Genomic DNA, 17,695 nt, shown 5'->3' with positions numbered 1-17,695 from the left:
GGAGCCGAATCGGCTCCCATTTTACACTACTTTGTAGCCTTGCTCTTCGATTGCATCTTGGAGCTTACTTGTCGTCAGCTTCTGCTCATCATATTGGACGGTTACCATTTGTGCAGAAAGATCGACATGCCCTTCCGCCCCGATGTTTCTCAGAGCACCCTTTACCGAATCGGCACATTGATCGCAGGTCATACCGGCAACCTTAAACACAGCTTGGCTCATGCTGCTGCACACTCCTTTGCTCACTATTTTTTCCAACATGGATTATCTTTGCTTATTTATCAGCAACTCATTCATCCCGCCGGAAAGATGCGGCGCTTGAGCAGGTCTAGCAGCTTGGACTCATTCCGATCAAGCCATTGCGTCATAGCATAGGCGCTTTGAATTTGCTGTGCAACAACCTCCGCCTCATCCACCCCGTCCCAATAGCGGCCCAGGAAGTGGATGAACACATCGAGCCGTCTCAACAGTAGAAGAAGCGGCACGGCCTCCACCTCATCGGCTGACAAGAGAAGGCTGTCTCCGTACCCCGTCAGCAGCGCATCGACCTTATCCCATACAAGCTTCGGATCCTGCTGCGGTTCAAACCGGATCAGATCCGACAAGCAAACGGCCAGCTCCATCGCGCGAAGGTCCCTCGTAACAAACTCGAAGTCAAGCACCGCGGCGATGCGATCTTCCGAATCCATTAGCACATTGGACGCATTCAAGTCTCCATGAATGAGCTGATGAGGCAAATGCCTCAGCTGCGAGAGCTTCTGCTGAAGCCTATGGATATGTCGGCCGATGCCCTCTAACAAGGCTGCCTTGGACACAAATGCCTCAGTGGGATTCGAGCAAAAGTCCAGCACGGCAGCCATCGAACATAGCGGATGCGTGTTCTCCAGTTCATAATACGGACGATACACGGACTCCAGAGCCAAATGCACCTTGGATAGACCGATGGTCAGATCTGCTGCAGCCTTTCCCAAGGCATTCAGTTGAACGGCGCTCTGCAATGCCGGATTCTGGCCTTCAATGTAACGAAACAAAGCGGCGAGCTTTCCGTTCTTCGTCCGGAGCACCGTTTGCCCTCCCTGCGTCCTTACCGGCGCCGGGGTACGAAAGGATAAATCCAGCTTCCCAAGCTCCAGAAGTACCGCATGCTCGTAAAGAACCTTGTGTTCATCTTGATGCGTTTCATAAATTCGCAAAACATAATGCTCATTATCCGACTTAATGAATCTAGTCGTATTGTTCATGCCCTTCCCCTGCCAGGCTAACACTTCCCACTGCCCGCACGGAAAGTAATGCTCCAGGATATCGTCCCACTCTGTCAAGCACTCTTTGTCTGCCATATGCCTCATAATCCCTCACCTGTTCTGTTGCTTTCAGCATACGATACATTGACCACGGAGTAAAGCTTGGAAACGAATGTCCCCAGCGACTTGTAAAGTAACGGTTTACCGCAAAAAAGCGTTTCAGCACGTCATTGCAGCTTCTCATCCTATTGATCTATAATCTGGTATTAACAAAGCACGTACCGGAAAGCAGGGATTTGTATGGACCGACCGCTACTTAACAAACTGTATACATACGGCTGTATTACTATAGGCAGTTTACTGATTGCCTTGAGCTTCAACCTGCTGCAAAATCCCAACGGGATCGCTACAGGAGGGGTTCCCGGGTTATCCACACTGGTTGAGCATTATACGGGCTGGGCGCCTGCCTGGATCGGATGGAGCATCAACCTTCTCCTGCTTGGAGTGGGTTGGCTCACGTTAGGAGGATCGTTTGCCGGGAGAACGGTCTTTGGTTCGTTTATCCTGCCGCTTCTCATCCTGGTCACCGACGACTTGCCGACGCTGACGCATAACCCCCTGCTGGCCTCGATCTATGGAGGGATAGGAACGGGACTGGGACTCGGGCTCATCTTTCGGGTTAAGGGCTCCACCGGCGGCCTCACCATTGTCGCTCTGCTGCTGCAGCGCTTCTTCGGGGTTACCTTAGCTAATGGAGTCATTGCAATGGACCTGGCCATTCTCGCTGCCGGCGCCGCGGCCTTCTCGCCCGAGCATGCCCTCTATGCCGCGGCGGGCCTGTTCTTCAGCCGCAAGCTGATTCCCGTAAGTCAAGGGCTTCATAACCGTAACCGGTTCGCCATGATCATTTCCCGCCGCCCGGAGAAGGTGCGTTCCGCAGTCTTGGAGCACCTGGACCGTGGGCTGACCGAGCTCTCTGGCAAGGGCGGCTATACCGGCTTGGAGCAAAATGTCCTGATGGTCGTGCTGCTCCGCTCGGAGGTCAATAAGCTCAAGCGGCTTCTGGCTCAGGCGGATCCTGAGGCTTTCGTCATGATCGGGGATGCCGAGGAGGTCATGGGCGACGGCTTCGATCGATTCCAAGCGGCCACTCCCCGATCGATCGTGAGGGTCTGATCATTTAATCCCTGTGGCCGCAGTGAAACACAAGAAATAACGGGATACGCAAGCGCCGCCGGTACTCCTCCTCATCACGGAAGCGTTCGGGCCGAGGAACGCATTCCCGGATATCCTCGATACGGAAGCCTGCCCTCCGGAGCGCCTGAAAATATCCTTCGATGGTCCGGTGATGCTTTACAACCTGTTCTCCGATCCACGGCTCCGCACGTTCCCCTTCCTTAAAATAATCGTCCACGATCCAATCGAGTCTCTTGCCCGAGGCTTCGGCACTTTTCACAGAAGAAGTCAAGACCGGATGCTGCACGCTAAACACGAATCGCCCGTCAGCCTTCAAGGCTTGGCGAATCTTCCTAAGCACGAGCTGCAGATCCTCAACATAATGCAGTGCCAATCGAGATACGACAAGATCATAATGCCGGGCTGGATAGTCCCAAGCTTCCATTGAAGAATGGTGAATTCGGCTGCAGGCGGGATTGAGCTGCTGTAATGCCGAGCGCACCATATGGCTTGAGCCCTCGACCCCCTCGTAATAGGCACAGCCCCGAATAGCGAGCTCTTTACCGAACCGTGCGTCTCCGCAGCCCAAATCCAGAATATGCATGCCTGCCACGTCCCCAATCAGCTCAAGGATGACAGGCTCTTCCATAACGTAATTGGGACTATCCTCGCGGTTTCTCCTGCGCATGTAATTCTCATAAAAGGACTCATTATCATAAGCCGACGAACCTCTGTATTCCAAGGCCAAGCTCCCCTTTGCGGATAATTGTCTCCACCCTTAATAAAAAAAGAGACCCACAGCAACGGGCTGCAGGTCTGAAGTGTTTATATATTAAAAAAGGGGGTCGAGATTTATTATAAGCCAAGATGATTAAAGGAAGATGAAAATCAGATTACAGTTTGATTACAAAACAGCCTAGAGAATTATCATGAATAGATCCACAACGGCTTGAGCTTTATTTCTTCACGGATTCCCGTACGATGCTCTCAATAATTAATCGATGTCCTACCTGCCCACGGAGTCGAATAAGCCCCGTTGTTCTTCCGCAAATGATATGACGGTGCCCGTCAGCGATATTGGTTTGTATACGGAATCGGTGAAAATGATTGGGACCAACACCGATATTGAGACCCGTTTGCCCTGAATAGGAATGGCGATGACCGTCTGCGGTGGTCGTAATTCCCCGAAACGTATGACGGTGTCTTCCGTCTTCGGGAATGAAGAGATCCGTCAAATTGCCGAATGCATGTCTATGTCCCTCAACGCGCGAGGTTAAGCCTTCCATACGATGTCTGAACTGTACCGATCTTCCGTTTCCTTGTCTTGCTCTGGCCATCCTTACACTATCCTCTCATGATAAGATAATATAAGGTATGTTAGTGAACCTTCATCGGTTTGAGATAGATGTCCTATTAGTCGCTTATCCTTGCTTTACCTCACTAGGCAGCACACCCCAGTATTTTTGAAATACCTTCGAGAAAAAACCGATATTCGTATACCCCACTTGTCCGGCCGCATATTGAACCTGTCCGCCCTCCAGGAGGAGCTGCTTCGCACGAATCATTTTGCGCTTCAGTACATACTGGGAGAAGGATTCCCCCATTTCATGCTTGAAAAGCCGGCTTAAATATGATTTATTGACGAAAAATCTCCCGGCGATAGCATGAAGGCTGATCTCCTGCCCAATTTCTTCTTCAATTATTATGAGCAGCTTTTGAATGAGTTTGTGCCCTCCGCCTGTCTGTGCACGTTTTTGCGCGTAAGCCGCCATTTTTCGTACGATGCGGTGAAGGCAATTTTTGATTTGCTCGCTGGTATGCAGGCTTTGGAGGTTGTGAAAATACATCACATCCTCCTCCATCGACTCCCGCAGCGGCCAATTTTGCGTTCGGATGATGCGAAGCAAAGAATGCATCAAGTAAAGCAGTTGATCCTGAACCTCTTCGACGGACGCCTCGGGGCTGATCGCCTCCTGCAGCAGCCGTTCCAGTGCGGCTTCCGCTTTCGCAGCATCCCCGGTTTCAATCCCGATTTCCAAATCCCGCTCGCCCGACGTAACAGGTGGAACGGATTCATAATCCTCACGCTCCTCCGTATAAGGGATGGCGATATCATGCCCGTAGACGACTCTTTTTTGAAGAGCGCTTCTCGCCTGCTCATATAATGACGGAACCCGTTTCCTTCCTTCACCCACGCCGCTGATGCCGGCACTTGCCGTTACCTTCAGGCATTCTTTGATCGCAGACAACACTTTGGTTATCGTGAAACCGACACGAAGCTGAAGATCCCCGTGCGACTCTCCCTCCGCGCTTTGAAACAATACAACTGTGGAGCCTCTTAGATCCTGAAACACCCCAGCCCCCCGGTCTGTAATTAATTCTCCGGCAATACTGCGCAGGGAGAATTGCAGCAAAGCGGAATCCTGGTCGGTGAAGCGCAGCTCCCCTTCCGTAAGCGGATCGGGCTCCAGCACCGCAACCGTCAATGCGCCTTCCGGCTCCAAGGGAATCAGAAGCTCCCTTCCTCTGGTTTCGATATCCCAATCGGAGTACGCGCCGGAAATCCAGTTGTTGAAGAAGCTTTCCTGCAACCGCGGCAAATTGCTTTTCCATTTCAAAGCCAGCGTCTCCTGATTCAGCCGCTCCTCCAGCTCTTTGCGCAGAAGGCTAGCCGCCTCCAGGACGGCGCTCAAGATTTCCTCATTGCTCGCCGGCTTGATCAGATACTTCAGGACACCGGATTCCATCGCCGAGCGCGCGTAGTCGAAATCCTCATACCCGCTAAGAATAATAATCTTAATCTGTGAGTCGGTCTCGAAAATATATCGCGCCAACGTCAATCCATCCATCTCAGGCATTTGAATATCCAGGATGACGATATCCGGCTTGGTGCGTTCCATCATCTGCAGAGCTTCCAATCCGTTCTCCGCCAGACCTACGACATCGATCCCGTTTTCCTCCCAAGGGATTGTCGCAGCGATGCGGGTACGGATCCCGATCTCATCCTCTACGATCATCAAATTCATGTTATCGATCCCCCCAAGCGTACATTGTCAACCTCTCGAAACTTATGCGGAATCACAAGCCGAACGGTGGTGCCTTCGTTCATCACACTTTCGACCAGCAGGTCAGCCTGATCGCCGTAATGCAGCTTTAGTCTGGCTTTGACGTTGCGCAGCCCGAACAACTCCGAAGAGAGCCGTTCCTCTCCGGCAGCGACTTCCATATGGGCGGACGTGATCCTCCCCAGCTCCTGCCCGATATAAGCGAGCCGTTCTGCAGGAATACCCACCCCGTTGTCCTTCACTTCGACGACCAGCAAGTCATCCGCAGCCGCTGCCGCCGAAATAATGAGCTCCCTCATGCCCCGTTTCTTCTCCAGCCCATGCAGTATCGCGTTTTCCACCAAGGGCTGGAGCAGCAGCTTGAGAAGCTTCACATGCCGAACCTGCTCATCTAAGAGGAACCGGACCTCGAATTCAAACCGCTTCTGCTGAACCTTAATATAGTAATGAAGATGCTCCGCCGTTTCGGCAACGGTATAGGTATCCCGGCCCTTCCCGAGACTGAACCGCAAAAACTTCGACAGATGGAATACCATCTCCCCTACGTTATCGGCATGGCTGAGAATCGCCTCGGAATAAATGGAATCCAGCGTATTATACAAAAAATGGGGATTGATTTGAGATTGCAGCAGCTTGAGCTCCGTCTTCATGAGCAATATCTGCTTTTCATATACGTTCTCGATTAAATGCCGCTGCTCCCGAGCCATATGATTAAAGGTGTCCATCACATATCCGAATTCATCCGCCCGGCTATGAACGATCTGCGTATCCAGCTGCCCGATTCTCATCTGCTTCATAGCTGTTATCATTTGACGGATGGGCTTGGAAATACCGCTATAGACAACCCAGGATATCCAAAGGGAAATGAGCAAGCTCACGGCAATCATCACATAGTTCCAGCCTTGCAGCTGCTTGGCTTCCCGCAAAATGTCTTTCTCCGGCTGAACCACCACCAGCGTCCAGCCCGATGCTTGGGACGTAGCTCTGACCATAAGCATGCGTTCGTCGTAGCCGGGAAGCTCTCGTACGACCAGATCCTTATCCTTGTCCCGCCAAGCCGGGGGCTCGACATCGTTGCCTGCCGTTCCCGCCACCAATTGGCCCTGCTCCGTCAATAAGAAGGCTTGAGCGCCGGAGCTGGGAAGCAGTGCTTTCAGCAATTGGGCAAAATATTCCTTGCTTAGAGGAAGCAATACGATATTTTTGTTTCGCTGCGGATCCTGCAGATCCATCAGCCGCATAACGACCATATTGTTCTTGTTATACACGGGATCGACGACATGATTAGCGTTATAGCGGTTCTCCTGCGGGAAAAATATCGTGATTTTTCCGTTGGCGTCAACCGCTTGCGAGATCCACCCGAGCGAGTCCTTGGCTTCCTCCTTCTGGTAGCCCGTAGTAGAAAGAAGCACACCCGAAGAATAGTGAAATAGTGATACCTGGGGTACCATCCGGTTGACGGAAGCAACCGAGGCGATTTGCTTATTGATCGTTTGAAAATCAAGGATGGCCTCCGGCGTCAGCTCAGTGCCCGCCCGCACAAATTTACGGTTCAGATCGTGATCGTTGGCAAGCACGGTAGTTAATTCATAAGCGCCCTGCATCGTTAGGTCAATATAATTCATGACCGAGAACATCGCACCTTGCGTTCTTTCCCCGATCTGGTCCTTCAAAATCGATTGCGAGCGAATATTCGAAAACATCGAGGTCGCCACAAGCGGCAGGAGGATCAAAATAAAAAAACACGTCAGCCGAAGCTGGACGGATTGCTTAAACCGGCTTGCCAAGCTCCTGATCATTCCCGCATCATCCCTGTCTCTCAATAAATGAAAGTGAAGACGCGTCTAGCTAGCGCCTTCACTTCGATATTGTGCGTTTATTTTTTCGCTTTCTTGTGGTTCTCGTTAACTTCCTTCGTAATCTCGTCACCGCCTTGGCTTTTCCATTGGGTGACGAATTTATCGAAATCGTCGACCGGCAAGTTGCCCATAATGATTTTCGTGAACGTTTCCTGCATAAGCTTGGTAAGCTGAACACCGTTTTTGCCCATGCCCGCTGTGACGGGTCCGTTATATGCGTTCTTGATCAGGGCATTGCTGATCCGGGTTACGTTGTCTTTCAGCTTAAATTCCGGACCGAGTGCATCGAGACGCTCATAATCAAGCTCTTTATCCCAGGGAGCGGCATAATCCAAAATATTGTTGCGGTATACATGCTTGTTGTGCTCCTCGAAATTCATGGTCAGCTTGCCGTCCTTTCTGGACGAAATGTTGTGCTCCGGCAAACCGAACTTAATCGTCTCATGCCCTTTCCCGTTGGCGAAGTTGAACATCTTGATCACTTCGTTCACACGCTTGCTCGTTGCCGGGACAATGCTGTAGCCCGTAACCATGTTTGAGGATACCGTACCGGACTTGCCGGACTTGCCCACAGGGTACTCCAGCGGAATCCACTCCGCCTTCGGATCGTTCTTCGTGTTCGTCAGGATCGGCCCACGCGTATCAAACCAAGTGGCGGAGAAGATGCCGGCCTTGCCGCTCGCTACCTTCTCTTCAATGTTCTTGTTTTTGTTCAGCGCCCATTCCTGATCGATGATCTTATCCTTATACAAGCCCGCCATATATCGAAGCGCTTCCTTCGTTTCCGGAAGAATGGCGGCGTTCACGAGAGTCCCGTTGCGCTCCACCCATTGCGAGACGGCGGAGTTCCCTGCGAGCGGTACGCCGAAGGCGCCGAAGAACGGAGCGGTTCGGATAAGGTTCTCGCCCATCAGCAAGCCGATCGTATCGTTCTTTCCGTTGCCGTCCGGATCCTTTTCCACAAATTGGCGCATGACGTTCACGTATTCATCGAGCGTCTTTGGCGGCTGCAGCCCGAGCTTAGTCAGCCAATCCTTGCGAACGTACATGAGATCGTTGCCGAGAATATAGGTTACGGATGGAATCGCGTAAATTTTTCCGTCCACCGTCACGGCATCCCAAGCTTCCTGCGGAATGGATTTTTTCAAATCCGCGCCGTGCTTCTCTATCGCATCGTTCAAAGGCTGGAGCGCCTTTTGATTGACCATGTTGATGAACCAGGATGCATCCTGCGTATAAACCATATCGTTCTCCTCGCCGGAGGACATCATCACATTCAGCTTGTCCTGGTACCCGTCGGACGGCGGATAAACGACACGGATATCGAGATTGGTGTTGTCGTTAATGTACTTCTGGTACGGATTGTTGTTTTCATTCATGTTCTCCAGAAATTTGCGTCCTACGTTCGGATGCACGATGCTGATTTTTTCCCGCTTATCCGCGCTCCCTGCTGCCGCACTGCCTGCTGCTGGAGCATTCTGGGTCGCCCCGCACGCCGCAAGCAAGCTCCCTACCATCGTTGTACCGACCAGCACCGATACTGTCTTCTTCATGTTCACTGTCCATCCAACCCCTTTATACTAAAATAATATGTATCGAAACCGTAGACAAGAGAGATCGTTCCCAGTTCACCCTTTTACGGATCCAATCATGATGCCTTTGACGAAATATTTTTGCAAAAACGGATATACAATCAGAATCGGCAGCGTACTGGCGATCAGCGCAGCGGCTTTGAGCGATTCAATGGCAAGGAGCTGACGCTCCAGACTATCTGTCGTATTGATATTGGATTGGCCCGACATGACGAGCTCGCGCAAATAAATTTGCAGCGGCTTCAAGCTGGAATCCGTCACATACATGACCGCGTCGAAGAAAGAATTCCACTGGCCGACCGCGTTGAACAGCGCAATAGTGGCAATGGCCGGCATCGACAGAGGGATGACGATTCGGAATAAGATGCCGAGGTTGGAGGCGCCGTCGATTCGCGCCGATTCCTCCAGCTCGCTCGGGATCGATTGAAAGAAATTTTTCATGATAACGGCATGAAACGCATTAATGGCGCCCGGGATGATATATACCCAGAACGTGTTCATCAGCTGCAGCTGCTTGACGACGAGATACGTAGGAATCATGCCCCCGCTGAACAGCATCGTAAACACAATGAAAAACATAATGTAGCTACGCCCTTGGATATACGTCCTGGAGAGCGGATAAGCCAGCAAGCAGGTCAAAAGCACACTCAAGCACGTTCCGAGCACGGTCCGCTGCACGCTGACAAGGAAGGCTTGGAGAAAACCGGGATCTTGAAACACTTTGACATAAGCTTCAGTCGTCCACTCCACGGGCAGGAAGGATACCTCGCCGGACATGATCGCCCGGTAGCTGCTGAACGATTGGGCGAGGATGTGAACGAAAGGTGCTAAAGCGAGAAGTGCGAAAGCACCAAGCGCGAGATGATTAATAACGGAAAACCAACGTTCTCCCCTTGTCATTCTCATCTTAGTAAATCCCCTCCTGACCGGTCTTCTTCACGGCTTTGTTGATGATGACCACAAGAATCAGACTGATCACCGACTTTAGCAAGCCTACGGCCGTCGAATAGCTGAATTGGGATTGTCCGATCCCGATCCGGTATACATACGTTTCGATGACGTCCGCGACATCGTAAACCAGGGAGTTGTAAAGCACAAACACCTGCTCAAAGCCGACGTCCAGAATGTGACCGAGACGGAGCAGGAATAATACGATAATCGTGCTCATAATCGAAGGCAGCGTCACATGAATCAGCTGCTTCCACTTGCCCGCACCGTCCATGACGGCCGCTTCGTACAGCTGCGGATCCACCCCGGCCAGCGCCGCCAAATAAATGATCGCACCCCAGCCGACTTCCTTCCAGATATCGCTGATGACGAGCATAGCCCGGAACCACTGGGGATCGGCCAGGAAGAAGATGGGCTCAAAGCCCAGCCACTCGATCACCCCATTGACCGCTCCCGTTACCGGAGAAAGCACGTTGACCATAATACCCCCTATAATGATCCACGAGAGAAAGTGCGGCAAATAAGCGAGCGTTTGAATCGTGCGCTTGTAGAACATGCTGCGGATTTCATTAAGCAGCAGCGCAAGGATGATAGGACCGGGAAAGCCCCATATGAGCTTATATAAGCTGATGATGATCGTATTGCGGAATACCAGGAAAAACTGGGGATCGTTCAACATTTTTCGAAATTGCTCCAGACCGACCCATTCGCTCATGCTGAAGCCGGCAAAAATGCTGAAATCCTTGAATGCGATGACGATGCCCCACATCGGTAAATATTTAAACAGGATGAAATACAGAAGGCCCGGAACCATGATCAAGTACAAATCCCAATATTGTCTGAAATTCGAGAGACGACGGCCTTTCGTCAACAAGCCGGAAGCCGTGCCGGGAGTCCGGGGAACTGTAAGTCCTTCATGCTGTGCCACGGTTCATTCCTCCTTTCGGTTTTCTTATACGCCCTGGGACGAGGCGATTTCGCCCAGCCAGGCTCCCTGTTGGGTCAGGAGCCTCTGCAGCTCCCGGATATCCACCTCTCGGGAGGTGCCTCCGGTGGAGGTGCAAAGCGCTGCGGCGGTACCCGCCGCCTGTCCCATGGCGAAGCAGTTCGGCATGACCCGCAGCGAGCCTTGAACGACCCGGTCGGCGGATGCCGCCCGACCCGCTACCCACACATTGTCGAGTCCCTGCGGCAGCAGCGAGCGGTAGGGTACACCGTGTGATTCGCCGTCCGGGAGATGGCGGATCTGCATTTGTTCCTTACTTGTCGCCATATGAATATCGATAAAGTAAGCATTCCTCGCAATATCGTCCTCGAAGCTGCGCATGGATGTGAAATCCTCTTGCACCAGCATGTAATCGCCGACGATTCTTCGGGTTTCCCTAATGCCGATTTGCTCGCCGGTGCTAACGACGTGGGCGTTCTCAAAGCCTGGAACATACTTTCGCAAGAAGTTCACTTGGACCTCGACAAGCCTTCTGCCTTCGATAGCCGCTTTCGTCAAATCCTCCGCCTTCGTGCCGTCGATGCCGAACACATGGCCGAAATTGACGCCGACCAAATAATCGGACACCCAAGCGAAGCCGGACACTTCTTTACGCCCCGGGGGCAGATCGCCGTTTTGCTGCGCCAGCATGACGGCCTTGGGAATTTGATCGTTATCGCCGCTTTCCTGCATATACTGCCGGAACCGCCCGCGATCCACATTCGTGAGCAGATAACACATCGTGCCGGGCTGCAGTTCTCCGGCTTCTCCGCCCTTCTGGAAGGGGGCGCCGCCCAGGGCCGCGATATCCGCATCTCCCGTCGCATCCACGATATAACGGGTTTGGATGATCGACCTCCCCGACTTATTCAGAACAACGAGTCCTTCGATACCGCTTCGGTCCGGCTTCATGATGACCTGCCCGATAAAGGTATGGAATAATACCTTCGCGCCGCTTTCCAGTACCGCGTCATCGTATACGCGCTTAAGCACCTCGGCATCGATCGGCACCCAATCGAGCTGCTCAGCGTAGTCATCCCGGAATTCCGGCCGGCAGGATACTTTCATGCGTTCAAGCAGCTCCAGTCCGATTCCCCGGATAACGGGTTTGATGTGATCTGTAAACGGGCAGAAGGCAGGAACGAGCGATACCGTGCCCATGCCGCCAAGAAATCCTCTTTGCTCTACCAGAAGCACCTTCGCGCCGTTTCTTGCAGCGGCGATGGCGGCTGCTATGCCTGTCGGCCCTCCGCCGACAACGGTAACATCCACTTCATGAATGACCGGAAGCTCCTCCTGCGGCAGCATGATTGTTTTCATCGATGTCATGTTCTCTCCTCCGTGACGCTTTCTACTACTTCCTGGGACTGACAATCATCCCGGGTTCTATGTTCATTGTAAAGGGTACTGTTCGGCTTGATTAGCCCACGGCGATGACATCTTCTGTTCGGATCGTGACCTTGTGAAAGGTTGAGTGCAAAAAAGGAGCGACGCGGGATTGGGATTTCCGCGTCACTCCTTTTCACCGAGCTCATCTGTAATTGAGCAGCGAATAAATGATTCTGGCTGCCTGTGCACGGGTGCTGAGGCCCTTCGGATCGAATCGGTCTCCCTCCATGCCGTTGACGATCCCAGCAAGCTGCATTTGCTCGACCGCTTCCCGGGCATAGCCGGAAATTTCCGTTCGATCGGAGAATCCGGCCGCTGCTTGATATCCGGCGTTCAGGGAAAAGCCTGCCTGTTGTGCGGCACGATACGCAAGCACAGACATGTCTTCCCGGTTGATCGGCTTATTCACTCCGAAGGTGCCGTCCTCGTAGCCGCGGACGATTCCTAGCCGGATCGCGCTGGATACGGACCCTGTATACCACTCGCCGTCTTTGACATCGCTCAAACCCGGGACAGCGGAACGGTCGACAAGCTCCAGCGCTTCCAGAAGCATTTGCACGAATTCGGCTCGGGTCACGTGCCGGTTGGGCTCGAACGAATGGACTGAGGTTCCGGAGACCACGTTTCTTGCTGCAAGGAATTCCACTTCGGCTCTCGCCCATTCCGCCTGAGCGAGATCATCGAACGAGACGACCTCCGGCCATGCAGCATAACGGCTGAAATGATCGGTAAAGAAAGTGACCTTTCCCTGCGTATAAGTGCTGTTTTTCACAGGTACCATCCCGCCGCTGTCAGGAAGATAAAATACGGCTACGTGATGCGGCATCTCCTCCGCGAACAGCTTGTAATCCATCGTAACCTCAATCGCCTTGCTTCCGTTAAACCGGCTTACCGGACGGCCGTCCACTAAGACCCCGAACTGAAGCACCGTACGGCTGCCGACTTTTGCAGAAATCTCCGGGGAGAGGCTGAAGGATGGCACCGCCGCTACTGTAAATTCAACCGTTCGCGAGGTCACGCCTACCGCTTCTTTGAGCGCATCCGGCTTAAAAGCTATAGTGGCGAGAGAGGTTTTCAAGGCAAGCCTATCGATGCCCTCCGTTTTAGCCAAGTCAAGCGCTGATGCCGGGAGCTTCACGATATAGCCAATAGGGGCTTCCGCAGCCGGGATGTTGAAAGTCACGGTTTTCGCGGCGTCGGCATTCGAAACTAAAGACTTCGATACGTTACTGATGGCGGCTTTGACTGCGGCCTCCGTTACCTCTGCGATAGCCTGCCCGTCTTGAAGGCTGATGCTCACAGCATCAATCTCCTGTCCTATTGGCGTTGTACTTCCGGGTACTTGAGGCTGAGCATTACCGGTCTCCGTGAGCGGACTCTCCTCACCGGAGCTATCATTGCCCGGGTCACCGTTTCCCGGATGGCCGTTACCGGGATGACCGCCTCCTGGCGAATCCGAAGCCTTCGGGGAACCGGTTACAGTGACTCCAGCCGAGGCATTGCCATGGCTATCCACTGTAATGAGCCGGTAAGAGTACATGGTCCCGTTGCTGAGCCCGGTAAGCACGGCCTGCTGCACGCCTGCGTTAATGTAAACCGCGTCCGTTACCGTTTCCCCTGCTCCTGTGATTTGAACTTGAGCCAAATCCGCATCGCTAGGGTCCGTCCATCGGAACAGCAACTGCCCGTCTCCTTGCAGCACAGCGACGTTTGAAACTTCCCCCGGTGCCGAAACGTCCTCGAAGCCCACTTCGATTTCCATCAGCCGGGCAATCTGATCGTTAGGATTGACCGGAGTACCTTGCCATGAAGGTTTCGTGATAAGCAATCGGACGGACGACGTTTGAACCTGATCGAAGATCAGATCATTATATTGGCCGTAGAATCCATCCTTATCGTTATCCGTCACCGCTGCCAGCGTCCGCCAGCCGGTATCGGTCAATGCCTCAACGCTAAAGTCGCGAATGTGCCATTTCTCGCCGCTGGCCGCCCCGCTCCACAGCTTTAACCGGTTAATCGTTTGCGGAACCGTCCAATCGATTCGCAGCCAATGCTCGCCTCCGGCACCTTGAGATAACCAGCGTGTCGCCAAGTTTCCGTCGACCGCGTTTTCCTTCCCGTTCGTACCTGTCGTGGAATCAACGCTGAGCTGTCCCAGCTGGGCTGCATTACGCACGATTACCGGTCCGAATACCTCGGAAGGCCGGGAAACCCCTCCCGTATTTTTGGCTTTGAGCCGGTAATAGTAGGGAACCCCGCTGTTGGCAGAGGTATCCTTATAAGGTCTATCGCCCTCCTTCAGATTCGCTCCAACCACCGTCCAAGGACCGTTCGCCGTCTCCGCTCTCTCCAAACCGTAGGTTTCTGCCCATTTCAGCGGCTTCCACGAAATCGAAGAAACCGATTGAATCGGCAGCAGCTCCGGCTGATCCGGCACAGGAGGCGCAGAAGAGGCGATCACAGGTCCTACCGTGTTGGAGGGTGCCGATAGGCCGGCTGCATTTTTCGCTTTCACCCGATAGTAATAGGTGCCTCCCTCTTCGGCAGTTGTGTCCTTGAAGGGCACAAACGGCATATCACTGTCCGGCACATCGACGCCTACGGTCGACCAAGGCCCGTTCGGGTCCCCCGCCCTTTCAAAATCATAGGACTCTGCGCCGGCCGAGCCTCTCCAATACATCCCCATAACCGACTCGATGGGCAGAAGCGTCGGCGGGTCCGGTATCATTCTTGTCGGAACAGGAAGCCCGCGAATTTCATATGCCTTGTTGCGAATCAGCTGCATCACCGCCGTTTCGTCGTACGAACTTCCGGAAGGGAAGCCCGGCCAGCGGTAGTCGCCTTCCTTGTTGTAGAAACCTCCGTCCTTGTTATGGAACTTCAACGTCCATAATAGAGCCCCGGATGTGCCGTTGGAAATGACCTTATCCACCAGTGCGGACATATTCGCCGTGCTGGTATGGCCGAATTCACCGACAACCAGCACCTTTTTGCCTAAACTCATGTTACGGTCGGCTACGTTACGCAGCGCATAATTGGTGCCGCCGCTTTCATAGTAATGGTTGGACACAATGTCCACATTGGGATCGTCTACCGCCGCTGCACTCAGGCCGTACCGCCCGTCCATGACCAGATGATTCGGATCGATGCTTTTGAAATAAGCGCTCATTTCGGCGGTCCATGCATCCGTGGTATATAGCTCGTTCCCCGTCTCCCATGCCAAAATGGCTTTATCGTCCTTGTATTTCACCCCGGTGAACGTATTCGTCCGGTTCAGCACATAGCTGACCAAATGCTTGTAATCTTCCTTTAATTCCGGGTCCGTATAAAATTGCTCCGGAGCCTTGCCCCGAAAAGCGGCGAATTGCTTGATGCCTCCGACGTGATCCCATGTGTCGATAAAAGGGAGGATCACCCGGATGCCATATTGATTGGCCAATTTTAGAATGTGATCGAGATCCTTAAAAAAATCTTCGTCATAATCACGAAGTCCGTTAATATGGCTCTTCTCTTGTCCGTTAGCTGTTCCGCCTTTGATCGTAAAGGTGTACAGCCGAACTACAGTTCCGCCCATCTGCTGCAGCGACTTGAAAACATCATCCTGCTCCCATGGATCAGCTCGATGCCAGCTCGGGGCCGGAATATAGGTCAAATTCGAGCCGTTAAGCGAAATAAACCGAAACTCATTCGCGCCCTCCATCAATATATCCCCGCTGCGGGTAATAAAACTCGTGATCCCCGGCGTAGGAACAGGTGCCGCCTCACTTGGCGTGCCGGTCACAAGCTGCCCCGCCGACACATTGCCCTCCATATCCACCGTCTGCAGCCGGAAGGAGTAGTTCGTTCCGTTCACCAACCCGGGCAGGAGCCGGATTTGTACACCTTTACTGACATATACCGCTTCCATTACCGAATTCTCTTGCGTGATTTTGATTTGGCCCAAGTCCATGTCGTTAGGGTCCGTCCATTTCAACGTCAGCTGCCCGTTCCCCACGATGACTTCAGGGCTGCCCACCTCCCCTGGCGGTATCGTGTCCGTACCTTCCTGAGCAATGGCATAAACCTCGATTTCCGCGAGCCGGGCTACTTTATCGTCGGTCGCGTTGAAGCCACCCCAGCTCGGCTTGGTGATGTGCAGCCGCAACCGGGAAGCGGCAATGGGGTCAAACGTCAAATCGTTGTATTCTCCCGCGTTGTTATCCTTGTCATTATCGGTTACTGTCGCAATCGTCACCCAAGCGTTCCCGTTCCAGTAGTCCAGCGTAAAGTCGCGAATATGCCAATTGTGCGAGCCTGTGCCTACATTGCCGCTCCATACCTTAACCTGCTTAATGGTTTGCACATGCTCCCACGTCATTTCGAAGAAATGGTCGTAGGTGGAGCTGCCCGACACCCAGCGTGTCGTTTGGTTGCCGTCCACGGCATTGAACACCGTATTCGAGCCTGTCACCGAATCGGCGTTCAGCATTGCTTGGCCTGCCACATTGACTCCAGGCTGCGATCCATCTGCTGCCTTCGGCGTACCGGTGACGACCAGACCGGCGGACGTATTACCTGCCGTATCGACTGTCTGTATCCGGAACGAATGCGGCCTCCCGTTCGTAAGGCCCGTCCAAGTTGCAGACTGTATCCCTTTATCCATATAGACGGCATCCGATACCGTGTTTTCCCGTGTGATTTTAATTTGGTTTAGATCCGGAGCGGCCGGATCCGTCCAAGTCAATGTGAGCTGGCCATCACCAGCGATAACCGCCGTATCGGTCACTTCGCCCGGCGGGGTCACATCTGCATCGGGGAGCGCATACACTTCGATCTCCGCGAGACGGGCTATTTTATCATCGGACAAATTGAATCCCCCCCAGCTAGGCTTCGTAATATGCAGCCTCAGCTTGGATGCGGTAATCGGACCGAATTGGAAATCGTTATATTGTCCGGCATTATTGTCTTTGTCATTATCAATGACGGATGCAATCTTCACCCAAGTGCTGCCGTCCCAATATTCCAGAGTAAAGTCCCGCAGGTGCCAGTTATTCGCGCCTGTCCCGATATTACCGCTCCATACCTTGACTTGATTGATTCGTTTGGCGCTTGGCCAAGTCATTTCAAACGTATGGACATAGGTCGTGCTTCCGGATACCCAGCGGGTTGTTTTATTTCCATCCACTGCATTGGCAGCGCCGTTCGCTCCCGTAACCGAGTCCACACTCAGCGCCGCTTGTGCGGAAATATTGCTTGTTTCCTCTGCAAAAGCTTTGGTGATATCGAGGGGAACTGCACTCCCGATTAGCATGCATACCATCAAAATTGAAATCCATTTGCGCAGCATCTTTCATCCTCCCTTGCCTTTTTACAACATTTGTAAGCGGTCACAAAATACTTCACGTTTACGGAGCCTTCCTTTCTTTTTTGTATTGATTATAGGGGGCTAATGATGGTTTGG

General features: G+C 52.9%; 12 protein-coding genes. 1 reads left to right on the top strand and 11 read right to left on the bottom strand.

Going from position 1 to position 17,695, the window contains the following annotated elements; genetic code table 11:
* Window positions 1–21: 21 nt before the first annotated feature.
* The gene (locus QMO62_RS26625) at window positions 22–222 is read right to left on the bottom strand and encodes a heavy-metal-associated domain-containing protein (protein WP_284645530.1); all 201 of its coding nucleotides are present in this window, start codon (window positions 220–222) and stop codon (window positions 22–24) included.
* Between the two features lie 71 nt (window positions 223–293).
* Window positions 294–1,337, bottom strand: coding sequence for a phosphotransferase (locus tag QMO62_RS26620; RefSeq protein WP_284645529.1), 1,044 nt, complete (start codon window positions 1,335–1,337; stop codon window positions 294–296).
* Between the two features lie 204 nt (window positions 1,338–1,541).
* Here QMO62_RS26620 and QMO62_RS26615 point away from each other — a divergent pair, with 204 nt between their 5' ends.
* Complete coding sequence (locus QMO62_RS26615; RefSeq protein ID WP_284645528.1) at window positions 1,542–2,417, top strand: YitT family protein; 876 nt, start codon at window positions 1,542–1,544, stop codon at window positions 2,415–2,417.
* A 4-nt stretch (window positions 2,418–2,421) separates the two neighbouring features.
* On the opposite strand, the gene QMO62_RS26610 is transcribed toward QMO62_RS26615, so the two are convergent.
* The 9 genes from QMO62_RS26610 to QMO62_RS26570 form a co-directional block, all read right to left on the bottom strand.
* Complete coding sequence (locus QMO62_RS26610) at window positions 2,422–3,159, bottom strand: class I SAM-dependent methyltransferase (RefSeq protein ID WP_372516741.1); 738 nt, start codon at window positions 3,157–3,159, stop codon at window positions 2,422–2,424.
* Window positions 3,160–3,373: 214 nt separating this feature from the next.
* Window positions 3,374–3,754, bottom strand: coding sequence for a YmaF family protein (locus QMO62_RS26605; protein ID WP_284645527.1), 381 nt, complete (start codon window positions 3,752–3,754; stop codon window positions 3,374–3,376).
* 84 nt (window positions 3,755–3,838) lie between these two features.
* Window positions 3,839–5,443 carry a response regulator gene (locus QMO62_RS26600; protein ID WP_284645526.1) on the bottom strand — a complete coding sequence of 535 codons (1,605 nt, stop codon included), beginning with the start codon at window positions 5,441–5,443 and terminating at the stop codon, window positions 3,839–3,841.
* Window positions 5,440–7,281 (bottom strand): sensor histidine kinase, encoded by a 1,842-nt coding sequence (locus tag QMO62_RS26595; protein ID WP_284645525.1) that lies wholly within the window; start codon window positions 7,279–7,281, stop codon window positions 5,440–5,442. The genes QMO62_RS26600 and QMO62_RS26595 overlap by 4 nt, the downstream gene beginning before the upstream one ends.
* 77 nt (window positions 7,282–7,358) lie before the next feature.
* Window positions 7,359–8,894 carry an extracellular solute-binding protein gene (locus QMO62_RS26590; RefSeq protein ID WP_284645524.1) on the bottom strand — a complete coding sequence of 512 codons (1,536 nt, stop codon included), beginning with the start codon at window positions 8,892–8,894 and terminating at the stop codon, window positions 7,359–7,361.
* Between the two features lie 75 nt (window positions 8,895–8,969).
* A complete protein-coding gene (locus tag QMO62_RS26585; RefSeq protein ID WP_284645523.1) occupies window positions 8,970–9,839 on the bottom strand; it encodes a carbohydrate ABC transporter permease in 870 nt (289 codons plus the stop codon).
* A 1-nt stretch (window position 9,840) separates the two neighbouring features.
* Window positions 9,841–10,809, bottom strand: a complete 969-nt coding sequence (locus tag QMO62_RS26580) for an ABC transporter permease (RefSeq protein ID WP_284645522.1) — start codon at window positions 10,807–10,809, stop codon at window positions 9,841–9,843.
* A 24-nt stretch (window positions 10,810–10,833) separates the two neighbouring features.
* Window positions 10,834–12,195, bottom strand: a complete 1,362-nt coding sequence (locus tag QMO62_RS26575; RefSeq protein WP_284645521.1) for an FAD-dependent oxidoreductase — start codon at window positions 12,193–12,195, stop codon at window positions 10,834–10,836.
* A gap of 202 nt (window positions 12,196–12,397) precedes the next feature.
* Window positions 12,398–17,581 (bottom strand): discoidin domain-containing protein, encoded by a 5,184-nt coding sequence (locus QMO62_RS26570; protein WP_284645520.1) that lies wholly within the window; start codon window positions 17,579–17,581, stop codon window positions 12,398–12,400.
* Window positions 17,582–17,695 lie beyond the last annotated feature (114 nt).

This window comes from Paenibacillus silviterrae (assembly GCF_030167925.1).
Classification (GTDB): Bacteria; Bacillota; Bacilli; order Paenibacillales; family NBRC-103111; genus Paenibacillus_G; species Paenibacillus_G silviterrae.
This window is presented reverse-complemented; position numbering and strand designations above follow the sequence as displayed.